This window comes from Streptomyces griseochromogenes, assembly GCF_001542625.1.
In the GTDB taxonomy this organism is placed as follows: Bacteria; Actinomycetota; Actinomycetes; order Streptomycetales; family Streptomycetaceae; genus Streptomyces; species Streptomyces griseochromogenes.
Window position 1 is genome coordinate 6,786,313 of record NZ_CP016279.1, and the last position, 16,496, is coordinate 6,802,808.

At 69.0% G+C, this 16,496-nt stretch carries 16 protein-coding genes; 4 read left to right on the forward strand and 12 right to left on the reverse strand.

Features of this window, described 5'->3' with window-relative positions:
- Positions 1 to 11 precede the first annotated feature (11 nt).
- The 7 genes from AVL59_RS29090 to queC all read right to left on the reverse strand — a co-directional run bounded on the left by AVL59_RS29090 (position 12) and on the right by queC (position 5,669).
- On the reverse strand, positions 12 to 1,193 hold the full coding sequence (locus AVL59_RS29090) for a pyridoxal phosphate-dependent aminotransferase (RefSeq protein ID WP_067310208.1): 1,182 nt from the start codon (positions 1,191 to 1,193) through the stop codon (positions 12 to 14).
- Positions 1,193 to 2,482, reverse strand: a complete 1,290-nt coding sequence (lysA, locus tag AVL59_RS29095; RefSeq protein ID WP_067310210.1) for a diaminopimelate decarboxylase — start codon at positions 2,480 to 2,482, stop codon at positions 1,193 to 1,195. The genes AVL59_RS29090 and lysA overlap by 1 nt, the downstream gene beginning before the upstream one ends.
- A 23-nt stretch (positions 2,483 to 2,505) precedes the next feature.
- Positions 2,506 to 3,189, reverse strand: coding sequence for a class I SAM-dependent methyltransferase (locus tag AVL59_RS29100; protein WP_067310212.1), 684 nt, complete (start codon positions 3,187 to 3,189; stop codon positions 2,506 to 2,508).
- 69 nt (positions 3,190 to 3,258) lie between these two features.
- The gene (folE, locus tag AVL59_RS29105; protein ID WP_067310214.1) at positions 3,259 to 3,876 is read right to left on the reverse strand and encodes a GTP cyclohydrolase I; all 618 of its coding nucleotides are present in this window, start codon (positions 3,874 to 3,876) and stop codon (positions 3,259 to 3,261) included.
- Positions 3,877 to 3,878: 2 nt separating this feature from the next.
- A complete protein-coding gene (locus AVL59_RS29110; RefSeq protein WP_237281711.1) occupies positions 3,879 to 4,634 on the reverse strand; it encodes a 7-carboxy-7-deazaguanine synthase QueE in 756 nt (251 codons plus the stop codon).
- Positions 4,631 to 4,996: a 6-pyruvoyl trahydropterin synthase family protein gene (locus tag AVL59_RS29115; RefSeq protein WP_067310216.1), complete on the reverse strand. Its 366-nt coding sequence runs from the start codon at positions 4,994 to 4,996 to the stop codon at positions 4,631 to 4,633. Before AVL59_RS29115 ends, AVL59_RS29110 begins: the two co-directional genes overlap by 4 nt.
- A gap of 4 nt (positions 4,997 to 5,000) precedes the next feature.
- Positions 5,001 to 5,669, reverse strand: a complete 669-nt coding sequence (gene queC / locus AVL59_RS29120; protein ID WP_067310220.1) for a 7-cyano-7-deazaguanine synthase QueC — start codon at positions 5,667 to 5,669, stop codon at positions 5,001 to 5,003.
- 404 nt (positions 5,670 to 6,073) lie between these two features.
- Between queC and AVL59_RS53725 the strand changes: the two genes are divergently transcribed.
- Positions 6,074 to 6,328, forward strand: a complete 255-nt coding sequence (locus AVL59_RS53725; protein WP_208870463.1) for a hypothetical protein — start codon at positions 6,074 to 6,076, stop codon at positions 6,326 to 6,328.
- A gap of 252 nt (positions 6,329 to 6,580) precedes the next feature.
- Positions 6,581 to 8,077 (forward strand): RICIN domain-containing protein, encoded by a 1,497-nt coding sequence (locus AVL59_RS29130; protein WP_067310226.1) that lies wholly within the window; start codon positions 6,581 to 6,583, stop codon positions 8,075 to 8,077.
- A gap of 399 nt (positions 8,078 to 8,476) precedes the next feature.
- Here the strand turns inward: AVL59_RS29130 and AVL59_RS29135 are convergent, their stop codons facing one another.
- Positions 8,477 to 8,845, reverse strand: coding sequence for a nuclear transport factor 2 family protein (locus tag AVL59_RS29135; RefSeq protein ID WP_067310229.1), 369 nt, complete (start codon positions 8,843 to 8,845; stop codon positions 8,477 to 8,479).
- Between the two features lie 310 nt (positions 8,846 to 9,155).
- On the opposite strand from AVL59_RS29135, the gene AVL59_RS29140 reads away from it, so the two are divergent.
- A complete protein-coding gene (locus AVL59_RS29140) occupies positions 9,156 to 10,157 on the forward strand; it encodes a DUF8017 domain-containing protein (RefSeq protein ID WP_067310232.1) in 1,002 nt (333 codons plus the stop codon).
- Positions 10,158 to 10,203: 46 nt separating this feature from the next.
- Here the strand turns inward: AVL59_RS29140 and AVL59_RS29145 are convergent, their stop codons facing one another.
- Both AVL59_RS29145 and AVL59_RS29150 read right to left on the reverse strand, forming a co-directional pair.
- Positions 10,204 to 11,301 (reverse strand): response regulator, encoded by a 1,098-nt coding sequence (locus AVL59_RS29145; RefSeq protein WP_067317914.1) that lies wholly within the window; start codon positions 11,299 to 11,301, stop codon positions 10,204 to 10,206.
- Entirely contained in the window at positions 11,294 to 11,578 is a 285-nt protein-coding gene (locus AVL59_RS29150; protein WP_079147058.1) for a hypothetical protein, read from the reverse strand. Before AVL59_RS29150 ends, AVL59_RS29145 begins: the two co-directional genes overlap by 8 nt.
- A gap of 401 nt (positions 11,579 to 11,979) precedes the next feature.
- Here AVL59_RS29150 and AVL59_RS29155 point away from each other — a divergent pair, with 401 nt between their 5' ends.
- Complete coding sequence (locus tag AVL59_RS29155) at positions 11,980 to 14,109, forward strand: SpoIIE family protein phosphatase (RefSeq protein ID WP_067310247.1); 2,130 nt, start codon at positions 11,980 to 11,982, stop codon at positions 14,107 to 14,109.
- On the opposite strand, the gene AVL59_RS29160 is transcribed toward AVL59_RS29155, so the two are convergent.
- Positions 14,073 to 14,483 (reverse strand): roadblock/LC7 domain-containing protein, encoded by a 411-nt coding sequence (locus tag AVL59_RS29160; protein WP_067310251.1) that lies wholly within the window; start codon positions 14,481 to 14,483, stop codon positions 14,073 to 14,075. The two genes, AVL59_RS29155 and AVL59_RS29160, sit on opposite strands and share 37 nt — an antisense overlap.
- Positions 14,480 to 16,483 carry a sensor histidine kinase gene (locus AVL59_RS29165; protein ID WP_237281712.1) on the reverse strand — a complete coding sequence of 668 codons (2,004 nt, stop codon included), beginning with the start codon at positions 16,481 to 16,483 and terminating at the stop codon, positions 14,480 to 14,482. The genes AVL59_RS29160 and AVL59_RS29165 overlap by 4 nt, the downstream gene beginning before the upstream one ends.
- Between the last annotated feature and the right edge of the window lie 13 nt (positions 16,484 to 16,496).

The following is a 16,496-nucleotide window of genomic DNA, read 5'->3' on the forward strand; positions in this document are numbered from 1 at the left end:
GCTGCGTCCAATCATCGTGGCTGTACGAGTCCCGTAGGGTTCGCACAGGGCTTGGCTGCTGGTCGGTCCGAGGCGGTCCGCGGACCGAGGAGAAGTCGGTCGAGCAAGGCGAGCCGCGGTGCGAGGACGGCACGGTCGTGAACGGCGGCGATCCTGACATGGCCTCGGCCGGCCGGACCGTACGTCACTCCGGGCGCCAGCACGATTCCGGTGCGGGCGGCGGCGGCACGGGCGAACGCCGTTCCATCGCCGCCTGGTGCGCTCGCCCAGACGAACAGTCCGCCTTCGGGCGCCGTACAGGAAACGCCGTTCGCGTTCAGCTCGTCGACCAGCTCGGTGACCCGCCCCGCGTTGCGTCGGCGCTGCGCGAGCGCGTGGTGATCGTCGGCGAAGAGCCGGGTTCCCGTCGCCTGCGAGACATCCGACGCCATCAGTCCGGCCGCCCGCCGACGAGGGACCAGCTGGGCCACCAGTCGGGGGTCACCGGCGTAGAAGCCCAGTCGCAGGCCAGGTCCGTTGGACCGCTTGGACACGCTGTGCACGGCCAGCACGCCGTCCAGGCCGTCGGACAGCGCCGTGCGCGGCTCGTCGCACCAGGTCGCTTCGGCATAGGCTTCGTCCGATACCACCGGCACGCCATGGGCCCGTCCCCAAGCGACGACAGGTGCCAGCGGCTCCACCACTCCGGTGGGATTGGCCGGAGTGTTGACCCACAGGAACAGCGCTCGGGCCACCACCTTCGGCGGCAGCAGATCCAATCGCATCCGGAACTCCGCGTCGACGGGGACGCGGTGGGGGCGCAGCCCGGCAAGGCGGACGCCCAGCTCGTAGGGCGGATAGCCGAGGGAAGGGATCAGCACCGTGTCCCGGCGAGAGCCCTCGCGGGTCGCATCCGACGCATCGCGCAGGAAGAGCGGCAGGGTCGAGATGAACTCCTTGGAGCCCGCGCAGGCCGCCACGGAGTCGACCGGCACTGTCACCCCGTACCTGCGCTGCAGATAGCCCGCCGCCGCGGCCCGCAGCTCCTCGGTGCCCCTGCTGGGGGGATAGGCCGCGGACGTGGCGGTGCCCGCCCCGGGCTCGGCGGCCGGTGCCGGATCGGCCGGCACACCGAGCGACAGGTCCAACGGCCGGTGGCCGCTCTCCGCCGCGAGGGCCAGCAGGTCCTCGCGGCTCCCTCCGCCCTGGAGCATCACGACGCGCCGGCCGAGATGTCCTCGGGCGCCATGCGCAGCGGAGGAAAGTCGAGCGTGGCGAAATAGTCCCGCTCCTCCTCCGCCCGTCGGATCCGCTCGACACTGCCGTTCGTACGCAGCAACAGCTCCTGCGGGCGCAGCCGCCCGTTGTAGTTGAAGCCCATCGACAGAGCGTGCGCGCCGGTGTCGTGGATCACCACCAGGTCGCCCTCGGCGACCGCGGGCAGCTCCCGTCGTCTGGCGAACTTGTCGTTGTTCTCGCACAACGAGCCGACGACATCCACGACCTCGGTGGGACGGTCGCCTCCCTCGGGCACCGTGATGTGGTGGTACGCGCCGTACATGGCCGGACGCATCAGGGCGCTCATGCCGGCGTCGACGCCGACGTACTCGCGTGCCTTGCTCATCCGGTTCACCACCCGGGTGACCAGGACACCGTGCGGACCGGTGACAAAGCGGCCGCTCTCGAACAGGACGCGGGGGCGTCGCACGCCGTGCTGCCGTTCCCAGCGCTCCAGCCGCTCGGTTATGGAGCTGCCCAGTCCGGCGAGGTCGAAGCGCCGCTGGTCCGGCTCGTAGGGGATGCCCAGCCCGCCGCCGAGGTTGATGAACTCGACGGTGATGCCGAGCTCGGCACGCAGCCGTTCCGCCTGCTCCAACAGCAGGTCCACCGTCCGCAGGAAGGGCTCCGTGGACAGGAAACCCGAGCCGAGCATCATGTGCAGGCCGAAGGAGGTCACGCCGCGGCGCTGCGCTCGGGCGCAGACGTCCACCAGCTGGGTCACCGGAATGCCGAACTTGGCCGACTCCACGTCGCCGAGATACGACTCGCCCGTGTCGACGGCCTTGCTCGGCTGCACCCTGAAGCACAGGGTGTCGGGCACCTGACCGAGGTCCTCCAGCTTGCCGAAGACCGCGACGTCGTCGATGTTGATCAGCGCCCCCAGCTTCAGCGCCGCCAGGAGCTCGTCGCTGCTGGTGTTGTTCGAGGTGAAGCAGATGTCGTGCCCCACGGCCCCCGCCTGAGCGGCGAGAGTGAGCTCGGGCACGGAGCTGCAGTCGAAGCCCAGCCCCCGGCCGGCGAGGATCTTCAGCATCCGTGGATTGGGCAGCCCCTTGACCGCGAAGTACTCCCGGTACGGAGTGCGGGCGAACGCCTCGTCGAAAGCCGTGCAGGTCTCGTGAATGCCCTGCTCGTCGTAGATGTGGAACGGGGTTCCGAAGCACCGCGCGGCCGCATGCAGTACTGGTTGAAGTCGCCGCTCGAAAGCCTGACTTGCCGGCATGGTCGCCTTTCTTCAGTCGGTGGTCAGAACGCGACGTTCGCTGTGATCACGGCGCGGCTGCGCTTGCCGGACAGCGGGCGTTCGTAGTCGAAGACCTGGACCTCGGCATCCGAAAAGCCCGCGGCCAGCGCCTGGTCACGCATGTACTCGCCGGAGAGCCAGGAGAAGCCGGGCACCCCGGGCGCGGCCTGAACCGCTTCGGCGTTCACCGGGCTGTCGTTGGAGACGAGGAAGGTGCCCCGGCCACCGTGATCGGCCAGCCAGGAGTGGATCCGCTCGAACACCGCCGACAGGCCCGCGCTTTCGGTGTAGAGGTGCCCCAGCAGCCCGTCCGCGTAGACGACCGGCCAAGTGCCTTCCGGCGACCATGTCATGACGTCCGCGCAGAGCCCTTCCATACCCTTCGCCACGGCGATGTCGACCGCTTCCTGCACGGCGTCGACGGCCAGGACGCGATACCCGGCCTGCACGATGCCCTGCTCGACCGCGGCGTTGCCGCTGCCGAGGCTCAGCAGACGGTCCGTCTCGGCGTCCTTCATCGCGCGCACCAGCTTGTCGTGCATCCATGCGCGGTACCTGGTCGAGTAGGTCGAAGGAGTGACGGAGTCCCCGCGGGCCTCGCCCCGTTCCCAGGTCTGGAAGAGGGTCTGCCCGCCGGTGCCGCGATCGAGGTAGAACTCGCGCAGCCCGTTTATCTCTGCGTTCACTGATGTCCCTTTCGTGGATATTTCCGCTGTGCCCGCCGCCGGTCGTGAAACCGACGGCCGGCGACACTGTCAGTGCGAGGCGGAGCCACCGGAGTTCTGGGCGAGCATCAGCAGCTGTGTGCGTTCGGGGCCGTCCTGTGCGAAAGCACCCCGGAACGCGGCCGAGGTCATCAGGGCCGGCGTACGAATACCGCGCATCGTCATGCACAGGTGCTCACCGCGTCCGATGACGGCCACGTCCTCGGAACCCGTGATCTGCGAGATCTCGTCGGCCACGTCCGACACCAGACGCTCCTGCACCTGGAGCCGATGCGCGTGCTTGTGCGCGATGCGCGCGAACTTGGACAGCCCGAGCAGGTTCTTGTCACTGCGGTAGGCAATCGTCAGGTTGCAGTTGAACGGGAGGAGATGGTGTTCACAGAGCGACCAGACCAGCATTCCGGAGACATAGACCAGCTGGTTGTCGCTGATGCTGTCGAAGAGGGTCTCCGTCTTTCCCGCCTCGTACCCGATGAACTCCCGCCACCACTTCGCGTAGCGACGCGGGGTGTCGGCCAGTCCTTCACGGTCCGGGTCCTCGCCGATCTCGATGAGCAGCTGACGGGCGAGGCCTTCGAGCGGATCGGGAGTTCCCTCTGGGCGGTCGAGCAGGCGGGGGGCCTGCTCGGGCTCCAACGTCACAGCCATTCTCATACTCCTCGCTGGTCGCCCCAGGCGAGTACGTGCAGCCGGGTGGTCAGATTCCACCCTCGCCGCACCACCTCGTCCGCAAGCGCCTGTAGGTTGTCGGTAACGTCCTGCTGGACTTTTCCTTCTGGCATGATCCAGACCGGCTCGAGGCCGAACCGCTCCTGAAGCCGGCCCACCTCGGTCAGATCGTCAGACGTCTTGCAGACGAACTTGAATGCCACGTCCGGAGTGTTCTGAAGCCTTTTCAGCGCGGTCGGGCTGATACGGCGGTGCTCCGGATCACCGGAGTGGGCCAGCTTGGGTGAAACGTTGAAGCGCACGCCCAGCCCGACCAGTTCGTCGGAAGGGGCGACGGTGCCGTTCGTCTCGATCTCGATCGACACACCCCGGTCCCGCAACCCGCGCACCACCGGAACAAGCCGGTTCTGCTGGTTCAGGGGTTCACCGCCGCTGATGACGATCAACGGCACCGTCATGGCGAGCAATTCATCGAGCACGTCTTCGGCCATGCGCAGCCGCAGTTCCGTACGGGGATCGAAGGCCCGGCCCGTATCGCTGACGCCCTGCCAGTCCCAGGTGTAGGGCGTGTCGCACCACCTGCACGACAAGTTGCAGCCGCCGAGGCGCAGGAAGGCGCACCGCCGTCCGGCCGACGGGCCCTCACCCTGCACGGTGGGCCCGAAGATCTCATTCACCACGAGCCGGGTCGAGGCGATGTCGTCCCGCAACTCGGCGATGTCCGCCGTGACCTTCACGGACGGTACTCCGCCCAGGTCTTCGGGGTCTCGGAAACCCGGACCGCGCTGATCTCACTGAAGCGCTCGGACCACAATTCGTAGATCCACATCGCCAGGTTCTCCGCCGACGGATTCCTGCCGCTGATCACGTCATTGAGATGACGGTGGTCGAGTTCCGAGTCCAACCACTTCTTGAAGTCCGCCAGATCACCGTAGTCGCGCACGAAGCCGGCTCGTGTCAGGTCGTCACGCGACTGCACGGAGAGTTCCAATTGAACGGTGTAGTTGTGACCGTGAAGGCGGGCGCACTGGTGGTCGTCGGGCAGGTGGTCAAGTCGGTGGCTGGCAGAGAACTGGAAGTCCTTGGTGATACGCAGCATTCATTCAGTCCCTTGCATATTCGGTGGGGTCCATCACTTCCGCTTTGGCGAAAGCGGTCCGGCGGTCGTAGCAGGTGGCGCAGGTGCCACACTGCTTATCGCCTCCTCGGAAGCAGCTCCACGTCTCCTGCCAGCGCACTCCGAGGGATTCCCCGAGACGGATGACGTCGGCCTTCTGCATATCGATCAGGGGAGCCACCACGGACAGGCCGGCCGGCGCGAGTTCCGCGGTGGCCACTCGTTCCATGGTGTTGAAGGCCAGGAGAAACTCCCTGGTGCAGTCGCCGGTCTGGGCGTCACCGGCTATGGAGCCGATGGCGACCTGATCCGCCTGCTCGGCGACCGCCACGGCGAAGGCGATGGACAGCAAAATGGCATTTCGGTTGGGAACCACGAACTCCCGTCCGCGGATGGCGGGGTCGTAGTCCGGCACGGCGACCTTGTCGTCGGTCAGCGAATTCCCGGGCAGCAGACCACCCACCTGCCGAATGTCGATCACGCGGAACGATGCCCCGAGTCCCTCCGCGATGATCCGGGCGAACTCGTGCTCGCGCCGGTGCCGCTGCCCGTAGTCGATGGCCAGCAGCCGGAGTTCGTGGCCCTCGCGACTCAATTGGTGGGCCACGACGGTCGACTCCACGCCGCCGGAAAACAGCACAACCGTCTTGGGCATCTCTTGTTCCTGAGGTCGCTTCGTCAACCGGGTGCTCGGCAGACCCGGTCCTTGCCTCCAAGAGACTTCCACCGCTCGATATATGGCGGATCTGTCGATCGAACTACGCCCGTAGATATGCCGTGACCAGCAGAAGGAGTGACGCAGGGGACGGACTCGACCGGACGTGAACGGAAAGGTTCCTACGCTCCGCCTCGGCTCGTGCAACGAGGACTGCGTTGTTCGCGGGCCCGTGGAGTCGGTATCCGAGGCCCCAGGCCTCTCCCGGTCTTTTGTCGTGGGCGGACTGGAAGTCAGCAGCCGCTCGCGGTGCGCACATGCCGCCAGGCCGCGGCGAACTCCGCCGGATGCCCTGTCCCCGGCATGGGGGACCGGACCGGGGGGTCCTTGGAAGTGTGCCGAACGTGGATCCGGGCAGCTTGCCCAAGGCCGCGGGCAGCAAGCTCATGGCCCCCCGCACGGCCTTCTCCCCCGATGCCAGCGGTCTGGGCCTGCGCAGCGGCCCGGCGCTGAAGCGGGCCGCGGCAGCGCCGGCGCATCCCTCCTGGCCCCTGCCGTCGATCACTCTGTCGGAGGCCCTCCTGAGCTCGGAGAGGCCGAAGCCGGTGACGCCGTCGATCACTCGCCCGACGGTCCCCCTGGCCGCACGGCCTCCGTAGTGATCGGGGATGGGGACCCGAGTTTTCTCCGAAGAGGTAGACCGCCGCCCTTCCGGTCGGCCTGAACCGCTGCGTTGACTGTCCGCTGTCCAGAAGACCGGGTGCGTGGTGGCAGGCGCAGAGCCCCGTACAGGCATCCGTTCCCGCAGCACAGGTCCCAGCGGACCGAGCACGCCCACCTTTCTGGCCCCCGTCAGCGGTTCCCCTTCCGGGAGCTCCGCAGGCGCAAAGCCTTACGGAAATGGACTCAGCATGATCAACGGACGTAGAGGACGCCGCGTTCTCGGCGCTCTCTTCTCGCTCGGCCTGGTGTCCGGCCTCGGCCTCACCGCCACGTCGTCGGCCGTCGCCGCAGGCGGCCACCCCGGCTCCGAGTACACCTCGTACAGCTTTCCCAAAGACACCGGCACCATGAAGGAAGTCACCTGGACGACAACCCCGCTGCGCGATCCGGGCTACACCGCCGACGTCTTCTGGGCCCACCAGTTCGGCTTGGACGACAAGACGGGCGGCTACATCGGCATGCAGAGCAACGGTGGTGCCGAGCGGCGACTCGTCTTCTCGCTCTGGAACGCCACCGGGTCCAGGCCGGGAGACCGGGGTGCCACGTGCAGCACCTTCCATGAGACGGGCCAGGGACGACACTGTGTGGCGCCGCTCGGCTGGCGGGCAGGCCATACGTATGTGTCCAAGGTCGCCGCGGTCGGGCACGGCTGGTTCAAGGCGACCGTCACCGATGCGACCGCAGGCACGTCCATCGATCTGGGCAGCCTCAAGACCAGGGCCTCCGGCATCTCCCCGAAGGGCATGTCGGACTGGACCGAGGCATTCGAGTGGAACAACCCCCGCTCCACTTGCTACGACCAGCCGAGCGCCGCCGTCTCTTTCGGCCTGCCCCAAGGCAACGGCGGCACCGTCAACGCCTCCGTCGCCTCGACCAAGATCAGCATGTACTGCAAGTCCCTGTCCAGGGTCGAGGTCACCCGGCAGGGCAGCGTGCAGCTCAACGCCATCGGCAACACCGTGCGCGGCCTCGTCCGGCACGGCGAGCAATGCCTCAGCGCCCCGGGCAGGCGCACCGACGGCATGTCCGCCAGGCTGTCCGACTGCAGGGCCACCATCGACCGGGGCTGGGTGCACGCCGCCGACCGAACCCTGCGTCTCGCGTACGGCGGCTGCCTGACCCAGGACGGTGACGCCGTCCACGTCCGCGACTGCAAGGGCTCCCGTGAGCTCGGGACGTTCGGCAGGGTTTCCGACGATGCCAAGCGCTGGACCTACGACAAGTCCTCGATGGCCCTCACGAACGTCCGGTCCGGACGCTGTCTCACCGCCGCGGCCGACGGCCGGCTGACCGTCGGGGCATGCGGTGGCGGACGGGCGCAGAAATGGACGGTCCCTTCGGCCTGCGGTGCAGGCACGCCGTCGAAGACGCCTGAGTCAGCGCCGACCCCGGCTTCCCGACCCGCCGAAGGAACCACGGGGAACTCCGCGAGCCCGCTGAGGTCGCAACCCCCCGCAGCCGGCGGTTCGGACACCCCCACGGTGGTCAGCCCCGACGCCACCCCCGAGGACAGCGCGCCGAAGAAGGACATTTCTCTCGCCGAGACAGGCGCGGACAACGCCACACTGCCGCTCAGCATCGCCACCGGCGTGCTGCTCGCCGTCGGAGCTCTGTTCGTCTGGGCCGCGAGGAGCCGCCGCTCTCGATCCGGAGAGGAGCGCGCAAACCGACGCGATCACGTCTAGGGCCTGACCGAGGGGCGTGACCCCGCCTCGCCGTACGCTCACCGACCACACCCCCGGGTGTGGCCGGGGCATGCGGCCGTCGATCGCCGGCTCGCCGCGGCCCTGGCCATCCCATGGACGTCCCCGTCGTGCAGCCGGACGAACTCGGCGAGCACTACTGGGCCATGTGCACCCGCCGCCACCGCGTGATCGCCGGTCGCAGCTCGCTTGAAAGGTACGACTCCGGACACCGGGCCCCGGGGATGCCTGCTCCCTGGGGCCCGTGGCATATCGGCCCTGGTCAGACGCTCCCCGGCCGCCATGGGCGATCAGGTGACGGCCGCCTACCGGAGTACAGCGGGCGGACGCCCCCCGGGGGACATCGAGCAGGTCCTTGTCGATGCTCTCCGGAGTGAAGGTTCACGCCCCGGGGAGCCGGTCGAGGAAGCCGAGGACGGAGGTGATCCGGCCGTCCTCGGCCAGGGTGACCACGTCCGAACCGGCGACCGGCGCGGAGCCGTCGGCGGTGGACACGAGCTCCCAGCCGAAGCGGGCGATGTGGTGGTTGCCGTCCACGTCACCGGCCAGCCTGAACTCGAAGCCGGGGAACTGCTCGTGCGCGGCCCGGATCACAGCGGCGATCTGCTCGTGGCCGCCCACGTCGGCCAGCGGGTCGGTGTAGGTGCCCTCTTCGGACCACGCCGCGGCGACCGCCTTGGCGAGCGTGTCGGCGTCGGCGGCGTTCCACGCCTCGAAGTAACGGGCGACAGCAGTGGTGTAGATCGACATGGCGGGACTCCCGTTCCGGTGAAGTAGCTTGACATTCACGTCAGTTGACCCAGGCCCCGTGCCGGAGTGCGCCGGCCCGGAACCCGATGACTTCACCTTGCCGCGCCCCGCCCGGCCGCGCGATTACCGCCCAGGTAATGAGGCCCCGACCCACTGAAGCCGCCGACAGCCGTCGGACTGGAACGAGCGGGGCGCGCCAACCGCAGGCTGTCTTGGACCAACCAGCGCGAATACGCCACTCGGCAGACTCGGCCCGTCCCGGTCACCCTCGGCCATTCCTCTGGAAGCGGCTGCCGTATCGTTGCGGCACATGTGGCCAGGAGAGCAGTCGTCGGGCGGCGGACAGAATCCGCAGCAGCCCCCGGTCGGGCACCAGTCGAACGGGTACCAGCAGCCCGGCCCCGGCCAGCCGAACCCGTACCAGCAGCCTGGTCCCGGCCCGTTTCAGCAGAACCCCTACCAGCAGCCCCAGCACTGGCAGATGCCCGCACAGCCGACCGCCGGCGCACCCGTGCCCCCGCCGGCCGGTGGTGGCCGAAACCGGACCGGACTCGTCGCCGCCATCGCTGCGGCGGCCGTCGTGCTCGCGTCGGGCGTCACCGCGTTCCTTGTGCTCGGCGACCACAAGCACGACGAGCCCGGCCCGAAGCCGACCAACACCGCATCGCCGTCGCGGAGTTCCGCCAACCCCCGGGGAGCCGACACCCAGACCGCCACGATCAAGGGCTGGAAGGTCGTGACGAATCCGACCCAGGGAATCGCGTTCGATGTCCCGCCCCAATGGGAGATCCAGTCTGCCGACTGGGTCTCCTATGTCTCCAAGGACGGGGACCCGGACGACAAACCACTCATCGCCATACGCAATGTCGCGATGCTGCAGAAGAAGTGGTGCTCCTCGGACGAGAACCGGGACGGCACACTCGAGAACGTACCTCTGGCCCAGGTGGGTACGAGGGGCAACCACGGTTACCGAAGCACTCAGGAGATCGCCGGTTCCGACCCGAAGACCTGGGTGTACGGGGGGTACACCCAGCCGGACAAGACGAAGGTGAAGACCAGCACCGTCGAGGCGTTCACCACGAGCTCCGGCCTCAAGGGCACTCTGGGCACGGCCTGGTCCGTGGGCGTGAAGAAAACGAAGAAGTGCACCACGGACGGCAAGGCATGGACCTTCGCCTTCAAGAACACCGCGGGGAACCTGGTCTCTTGGTCGTTCTTCGGCGCCAAGAACGTGTCCGACGAGGTGTCGGACACGACGATACGGAAAGTCGCCGCCACTGTACGGCTCTACAAGGCCCCGCCGGGCTCCTGAGCGCGACCAGTACGTCGCGGAGGAGCTCAAGGGGGCCAGGTTGTGGTCACTGGTCTCCGGCCAGGCGCCGTTGTTCGAGGTAGATGCCCGTGAACACCGCGACTTTGGCGCGCAGGACCCAGGGATCGAAGGGCTTGCCGATGTAGTCGACCGCGCCGGCGGCGTAACCGCGGGCAGAGTGTTCGGGGTCGGTACCCATGGCGGTGAGGAAGATGATGGGCACGTCGTGGGTGCGCGGGCGTCGTTTGATGTGGGCGGCGGTCTCATAGCCATCCATATCGGGCATCTGGACGTCCATGATGATCACTGCGAAGTCGTCGTGGTCGAGGAGGGCCTTGAGGGCTTCGCGGCCCGAGGAGACGGCGACCAGTTCTTGGTCGAGGGTGGACAGGACGGCGGTCATGGCCATCAGATTGTCCGGCTGATCGTCGACGATGAGGACCTTGGGCATGGCCCGTGAGACCGTCGGGGTCACGGCGGCGACGGGGGTCTGCACCTGTTCGACCGCTTCCAGCTGCCGTTCCAGCAGAGTGCAGCGCTGTTCCGCTTCGTCGCGCCGTTTTTGCGCTTCGTGGAGCTGGGCCGACAGACGGGTGACTTCGTCCTGCAGCTGGTCGCGTTCATGGAGCAGTTCGGTGACGTCTTGGCTGGCCGCGGCCAAGCGCTCGGCTCGTGCGCGTTCCGCGCTCCACTCGGCTTCCAGCTGGTTCAGACGCACTTCGAGGTCGGCGATGCGGTGTTTGCGGTCCAGCAGCGCGTCGCTCAGTGCGTCGCCGCGGGCGATGGAGCGGCGTGAGTCGCGGTCCGCTTCGGCGAGTTGCTGCTCCAGTACTTCGACCGCGTGGCGAGGTGAGGCGCTGGTTTCGACGGCTGCGCGGTGGAGGCGGCGGACCAGTTCGATGGCGTCCGGGGTGGCGGCCATGCCGCGGTGCTCCGCGACGTCGGTGAACAGGTCCATCACCACCTCCCACGGCGGGACGCGCGTGCCGCCGAGGTAGCGGGAGAAGGTGCCGGCGTCGCGCACGCGGCGGGCCGCGTAGCGACGGACCGAGACTTCCAGTCCTTCGAACAGTTCCCGCAGCGCCATGGCCAGCGCACGGGATTCCGGTGTCAGGTCCTGGGCGAGAGGACGCAGCTCACCCACGTGCGCCACCGCCCTTCGAGTCCGCCCCGCGGACAGCCGGCCCGCTGTAGGTGGTGTTCGATTCCGCCCCACGGACAGCCGTCCTGCAGTGGCTGGTGTCCGGGGCGATCGCCTGGTTGAACACCGGCACGGCTCCGCCCGCGGCGGTGAGCCCGGCCAGCACGCCGCCCGCGATCCCGTTTCCGGCCAGCACCGACAGCAGGCCGGCGCTCACACCGGCCAGCGCGGCGAGTAACAGCACCAGCGCCGCCCTCACCGACACAAGCGAGCGATCCATCAGACCTTCCCTTCTTCACCCCGCCGGACACCGGCCGGGACAGCGGCGCCCCGGATGGGCCCGCCTAGCGACGAGCCACACAATGGCGACAGATGAATCCGTTGCGCCGGGCAATCGACAAACCGGCAACACCCCGGACCCGTTGCCGCCCCGCCTGACAGCCCGCAACACTCTCGATCCGCAGGCCAGGACCGGTGCGCTGCCGGGTGTTGCGGCAACACCCGTATCCGTAGGCGCAGAGACTGAACCGCAACGGCCTGGCGCGCCCCGTGGACCAGGGTGTGTCGTCCGGTGGTCCGGAGGGACCATGGAAGTCGAAGCGCCTGCAGATGCAGACAGGCGCGGCTCCCAGGCCGGCGGACGGCTCCGTGTGGCGTCGGCCGGCGGAAGGGGTGCCTGCGATGAGCGAAGCCGGATGGTCCTTCGCGGACCACGGCTGGGCGGATACCCGCCGGCCAGGGGACGAGCCGTCACAGCCGAGCGGGCTGATGGACCTCCTCGGTGTCGCGGCGGTGCTGCTGGACGCCGAGGGGCGGATCGTTCTGTGGAGTCCGCAGGCCGAGGAGCTGTACGGCTACTCCTCCGAGGAGGCGCTCGGGCAGTACGCCGCACAGCTGCTCGTTCACGCAGAGCAATGGGACTGGGTGATCAGCAAATTCGCCGAGGTCATGGAGACCGGGCAGAGCTGGGCCGGCACGTTTCCCGTGCGGTGCAAGGACGGCGGCACGCGGCTGGTGGAGCTTCGCAACATGCGGCTGCTGGACGACCACGGCGAGTTCTACGCCCTGGGGCTCGGTACCGACTCGCTCCGACTACGTCAGATGGAGCGCGATGTCGCGTTCTCCACGCGGCTGATCTCCCAGTCGCCCATCGGGATCGCGATTTTCGACACCGCTCTGCGGTACCTGGCCGTCAACCCCGCCCTTGAGCGCATCCACGGCGTTCCCGCCCAAGAGCACCTCGGCCATCACTACCGCGAGGTCATGAAGGACGCGAGATTCGAGGTGCCCGAGGCCGCGATGCGTCATGTCCTGGAGACCGGGATCTCCCTGGTGGACCAGGCCACCGTGCTGAGCTCCACCGCGACTGATCCGGAGTACCCGCATGCCTGGTCGATCTCGGTGTACCGGTTGGAGGACGCCCGGGGGCATGTTCTGGGAGTGGCCGAACTGGTACTGGACGTCACCGACCGTTACCGGTCGGCGATGCAGGCCAGCCAGACGCGGCGGCGTCTGGCGCTGATCGCCGACGGCTCCGCCCGCATCGGCACCACTCTGGAGGTCGACCAGACGGCCCGGGAACTGGCGGAGGTAGCCGTTCCCGCGTTCGCCGACGTGGCCGCCGTCGATGTGCTCGACTCCGTCCTCGACGAACACCGCCCCGCCTCCGGCCGCGGCCCCGCCCTCTTCCGCACCCTCGCGGTGAAAGCCGCCTACCCCACCGAAGCGGTGAAGGCAGCCGAATCGCCCGGCCGGATCGCCGCCTACGACGCCGACCGTCTGGCCACCCGTTGCGTGCGCACCGGCCGGCCCATCCTGATCCCCCACGCCGACGGGAACGACCTGTCACGCATCGCCCGCGACGAGCACGCGGCCCTGTTCCTCGCCCGTGGCGGGGTGCACTCCTACATGGCCGTCCCCCTCACCGCCCGCGGCACCGTCCTCGGTTGCCTGGAGCTGGTCCGCGCCCGGGATCCGGGGCCCTTCGACGAGGACGACCTCGCCATCGCGGCCGAGCTGGCCTCCCGCGCCGCGGTATGCATCGACAACGCCCGCGCGCACCAGAGCGTGCGCAACGCGGCCGAGACCCTGCAACGCAGTCTGCTCCCGACCGCCCCGCCCGACCTGCCCGGTCTGCGCGTCGCGTGCCGGTACCGGCCTGCGCAGGCAGCCTACGAGATCGGCGGCGACTGGTACGACGTACTCCCGCTCGGTGGCGACAGGACGGCGCTCGTCGTGGGCGACGTGATGGGCAGCGGTATAGACGCCGCCGCCGCCATGGGGCGCCTGCGCACCGCCACGGCCGCCTTCGCCGACCTCAACCTCGACCCCGCACGCATCCTCGAACAGCTCGACTCGATCACCTCCGGGCTGGAGCGGTACATCGCCACCTGCGTGTACTCCGTCTACGATCCCCACCGCGGCGTGTGCCGCATTGCCAACGCCGGGCACCTGCCGCCCGTCCTCGTCCGCAGCCGCGAGCACCCTCGGCTCCTCGACCTGCCCAGCGGCGTCCCACTCGGAGTCGGCGGTGTCCCGTTCGAAACGACCACTCTGGTCTTCGGGCGCGGCGACCAGCTGGTTCTCTACACCGACGGACTGGTCGAGACCCGCCACCACTCCATCGAGGCACGCCTCGACACCCTCCTCCATCTCCTCGACACGCCCGACCGCGACCTGGAGGAAACCTGCGACCGGCTCCTCGACGGGCTCCGGCACCCTGACAACCACGACGACGTCGCCCTGCTCATCGCCCGCGCAGAACCCTTCGCACCTCAGCCGTGCACACCTTCACCAACCGTTTCCGAGTGAGGGGTGAGCAGTTCTCCGGCGCGGTCGGCGAGGACGGCCATTTCATAGCCGACCAGGCCGACGTCGCACCCCTCTGCGGCCAGGACGCCGAGGCAGCTGCCGTCGCGGATGCGACCCACCATGAGGAAGCCCCCGAGCATCTCGATCATGACGAGCTTCATGCCGTGGAAGCCGTGTGCCGTCGCCGCGTTCTGGGCGAGGCTGGTGATGCCGGAGACGACGGCGGCGAGATGGTCGGCGCGATCTCGGCCGAGGCTGTCCGAGGCGGCCATGAGCAGGCCGTCGGAGGAGACGGCGACGGCATCGGTGACGCCGTCGGCGGTGCGTACGAACTCCGAGACGAGCCAGCCGAAACTCTGCACTGCGGTGGTCACGATGACGCTCCTTGTGTGCTTCGGGCCTCGGCACGAGCGACACCAGCTCTGAATCCGTTGAGCAGGCAGGAGACAGCGGGCCGGGCGGGCGGGGGTGAGAGGGAGGGGCCCTCCAGGGGGGCGAGCAGGCGCCCGGGGAGGGCAAGGAGTGCGGACAGGCCGCCACCCGTGGTGTCGAAGAGGTGGACTTGGGCGCCTTCGCCGAGGCGGCGGGCGAGTCGGCCGACGACGAGATGGCCGAGGAACCGCGTGGGCGCGGCGAGGAAGGCTTCTTCGCCGGTGCCGGAGAAGCGGGCCTGGGCACGTTCCTTGTCGGCTTCGGACATGCCGATGCCGTGGTCGACGACGGCGAAACAGTACGTGTCGTCCTCGGTGTCGTACCAGCCGTGCACCTCGACCGGTTCGGTCGGCGGCGAGAACGTCAGCCCGTTCTCGATGAGTTCGGCAAGGAGGTGGGCGACGTCGGCGACGGCGTGTCCGCGCACCCGAACCGGTTCCACGGCCGCGATCAGCACCCTCCTGTACTGCTCCACCTCGGCGACGGCGGACTGGACGACTTCCAGGCCGTCGGCTGGTACCGCCAGGGGCTGCGGCGGATTCTGCCCGGCCAGGACCAGAAGGCTCTCGGCGTTGCGCCGCATACGGGTGGCGAGATGGTCGAGCTCGAAGAGTTCGGCGAGGGCGTCCGGGTCGAGTTCCTGTCGTTCCAGGCGGGTGATGAGGCTGAGCTGACGACGCACGAGGTTCTGGTTGCGGCGGCCGAGATTGGCGAGCGATTCGGTGGTGTTGCGGCGCAGGCCGGCCTGCTGGGCAGCCAGGTGGAGGGCGGTTCGTTCCACCTGGTGCAGGGACGCCGCGACCTCGGCGATCTCCGCCGCGCCGCCCAGGGGCCGTGACGTGGGGTCGTCCGGGACGTCCCCCGGCAGGAGGAGTTCCGCAGCGTCCTGCGGGGACTGCTGGATGCGGGCGACCGTTGCGGGCAGTCGGTGCCGCGCCACGTCGTGGGCGGCTTCGGCGAGCGCGCCGAGCGGGCGTGTGAGGGAACGGGAGGCAAAGGCGGCGAGGCCCGCGACGAGGGCGGCCATGAGCAATCCCGCGCCGAGAGAGGTGGCGAGGCCCGCCTCGGCGTCGTGGCTGAGCCGATCGGCCCGGTCCCGTACGTCGTCACCGACCGACTGCTGGACGGCGTACAGATCGTCGACGAGTACGGTCATCGCATCCCACCAGGCGCCGGCATCGGCGTGCAGCGCGGAGCCGTCGGCGGCGGATTCCGCCCGGTTCTCGTAGGCGATGGAGCGTTCGGCGTCCTCGGTGCCGAAGGCGTGCTTCAAGGTCGCGCGCCGGGGTGCGGTGGCGACATGCCGGAATCGGGCGAGGGCGGCGACCCGTGTGGCACGTACCTCGGTGAACGTGAGGTACTCACGGCCGTGAAAGCCGCCTTCGGCGAACACGCCGTTGAGGAGTCCGCGTTCGAGAGCGACCGCCTCCTTCGCCGCGGCCAGTTCCCGCAACGCCTCCAGCCCGTCGCGCAGTTGGCGGTCGGCGCCGGTCGTGGTCTCCGCCACCGGGTCGACGGCGTTGAGGGCATCGACGGCGGTGGTGTAGAACGCCAGGGTCGCGGCCCGGTCCGCGGTGTCCGTGTCCGCGGCGGCCCGGATGTCGCCGAGGTGCCGCAAGTGCCGATGGATGACATCCTCGACGGTGCTTTCGTGGCGCATTCCGCGCAGTGCCGTGTCGACGCGCTCGCGGGTAGCGGCGAGCGAGGGGCGGAAGTCCTTCTCGCCGCCCAACAGGCCGTTGGTCAGGCCGCGTTCGCGTTGCAGCTGGTGTACCAGGGCCTGGATTCGTAAGCTGAGGCCGACCTCGCTACGGGTCGTCCGGGCGTCTGCGAGGGCCTCGGCGCGGCCGTGCACGACGAGACCGGCCACTGCCAGCAGCAGGCAGATCGGGACCGTGATGACCACCGCGACCCGGCCCCTGATGCTGCGCCAGCCAGGCATCGCCCGGCGGCCT

Excerpts from the sequence above, each read along its gene's own strand:
- AVL59_RS29090 (WP_067310208.1), bottom strand. The coding sequence starts at position 1,193 with ATGCTCCAGGGCGGAGGGAGCCGCGAGGACCTGCTGGCCCTCGCGGCG.
- lysA (WP_067310210.1), bottom strand. The coding sequence starts at position 2,482 with ATGCCGGCAAGTCAGGCTTTCGAGCGGCGACTTCAACCAGTACTGCAT.
- folE (WP_067310214.1), bottom strand. The coding sequence starts at position 3,876 with ATGGCTGTGACGTTGGAGCCCGAGCAGGCCCCCCGCCTGCTCGACCGC.
- AVL59_RS29115 (WP_067310216.1), bottom strand. The coding sequence starts at position 4,996 with ATGCTGCGTATCACCAAGGACTTCCAGTTCTCTGCCAGCCACCGACTT.
- queC (WP_067310220.1), bottom strand. The coding sequence starts at position 5,669 with ATGCCCAAGACGGTTGTGCTGTTTTCCGGCGGCGTGGAGTCGACCGTC.
- AVL59_RS29130 (WP_067310226.1), top strand. The coding sequence starts at position 6,581 with ATGATCAACGGACGTAGAGGACGCCGCGTTCTCGGCGCTCTCTTCTCG.
- AVL59_RS29135 (WP_067310229.1), bottom strand. The coding sequence starts at position 8,845 with ATGTCGATCTACACCACTGCTGTCGCCCGTTACTTCGAGGCGTGGAAC.
- AVL59_RS29140 (WP_067310232.1), top strand. The coding sequence starts at position 9,156 with ATGTGGCCAGGAGAGCAGTCGTCGGGCGGCGGACAGAATCCGCAGCAG.
- AVL59_RS29150 (WP_079147058.1), bottom strand. The coding sequence starts at position 11,578 with ATGGATCGCTCGCTTGTGTCGGTGAGGGCGGCGCTGGTGCTGTTACTC.
- AVL59_RS29155 (WP_067310247.1), top strand. The coding sequence starts at position 11,980 with ATGAGCGAAGCCGGATGGTCCTTCGCGGACCACGGCTGGGCGGATACC.
- AVL59_RS29165 (WP_237281712.1), bottom strand. The coding sequence starts at position 16,483 with ATGCCTGGCTGGCGCAGCATCAGGGGCCGGGTCGCGGTGGTCATCACG.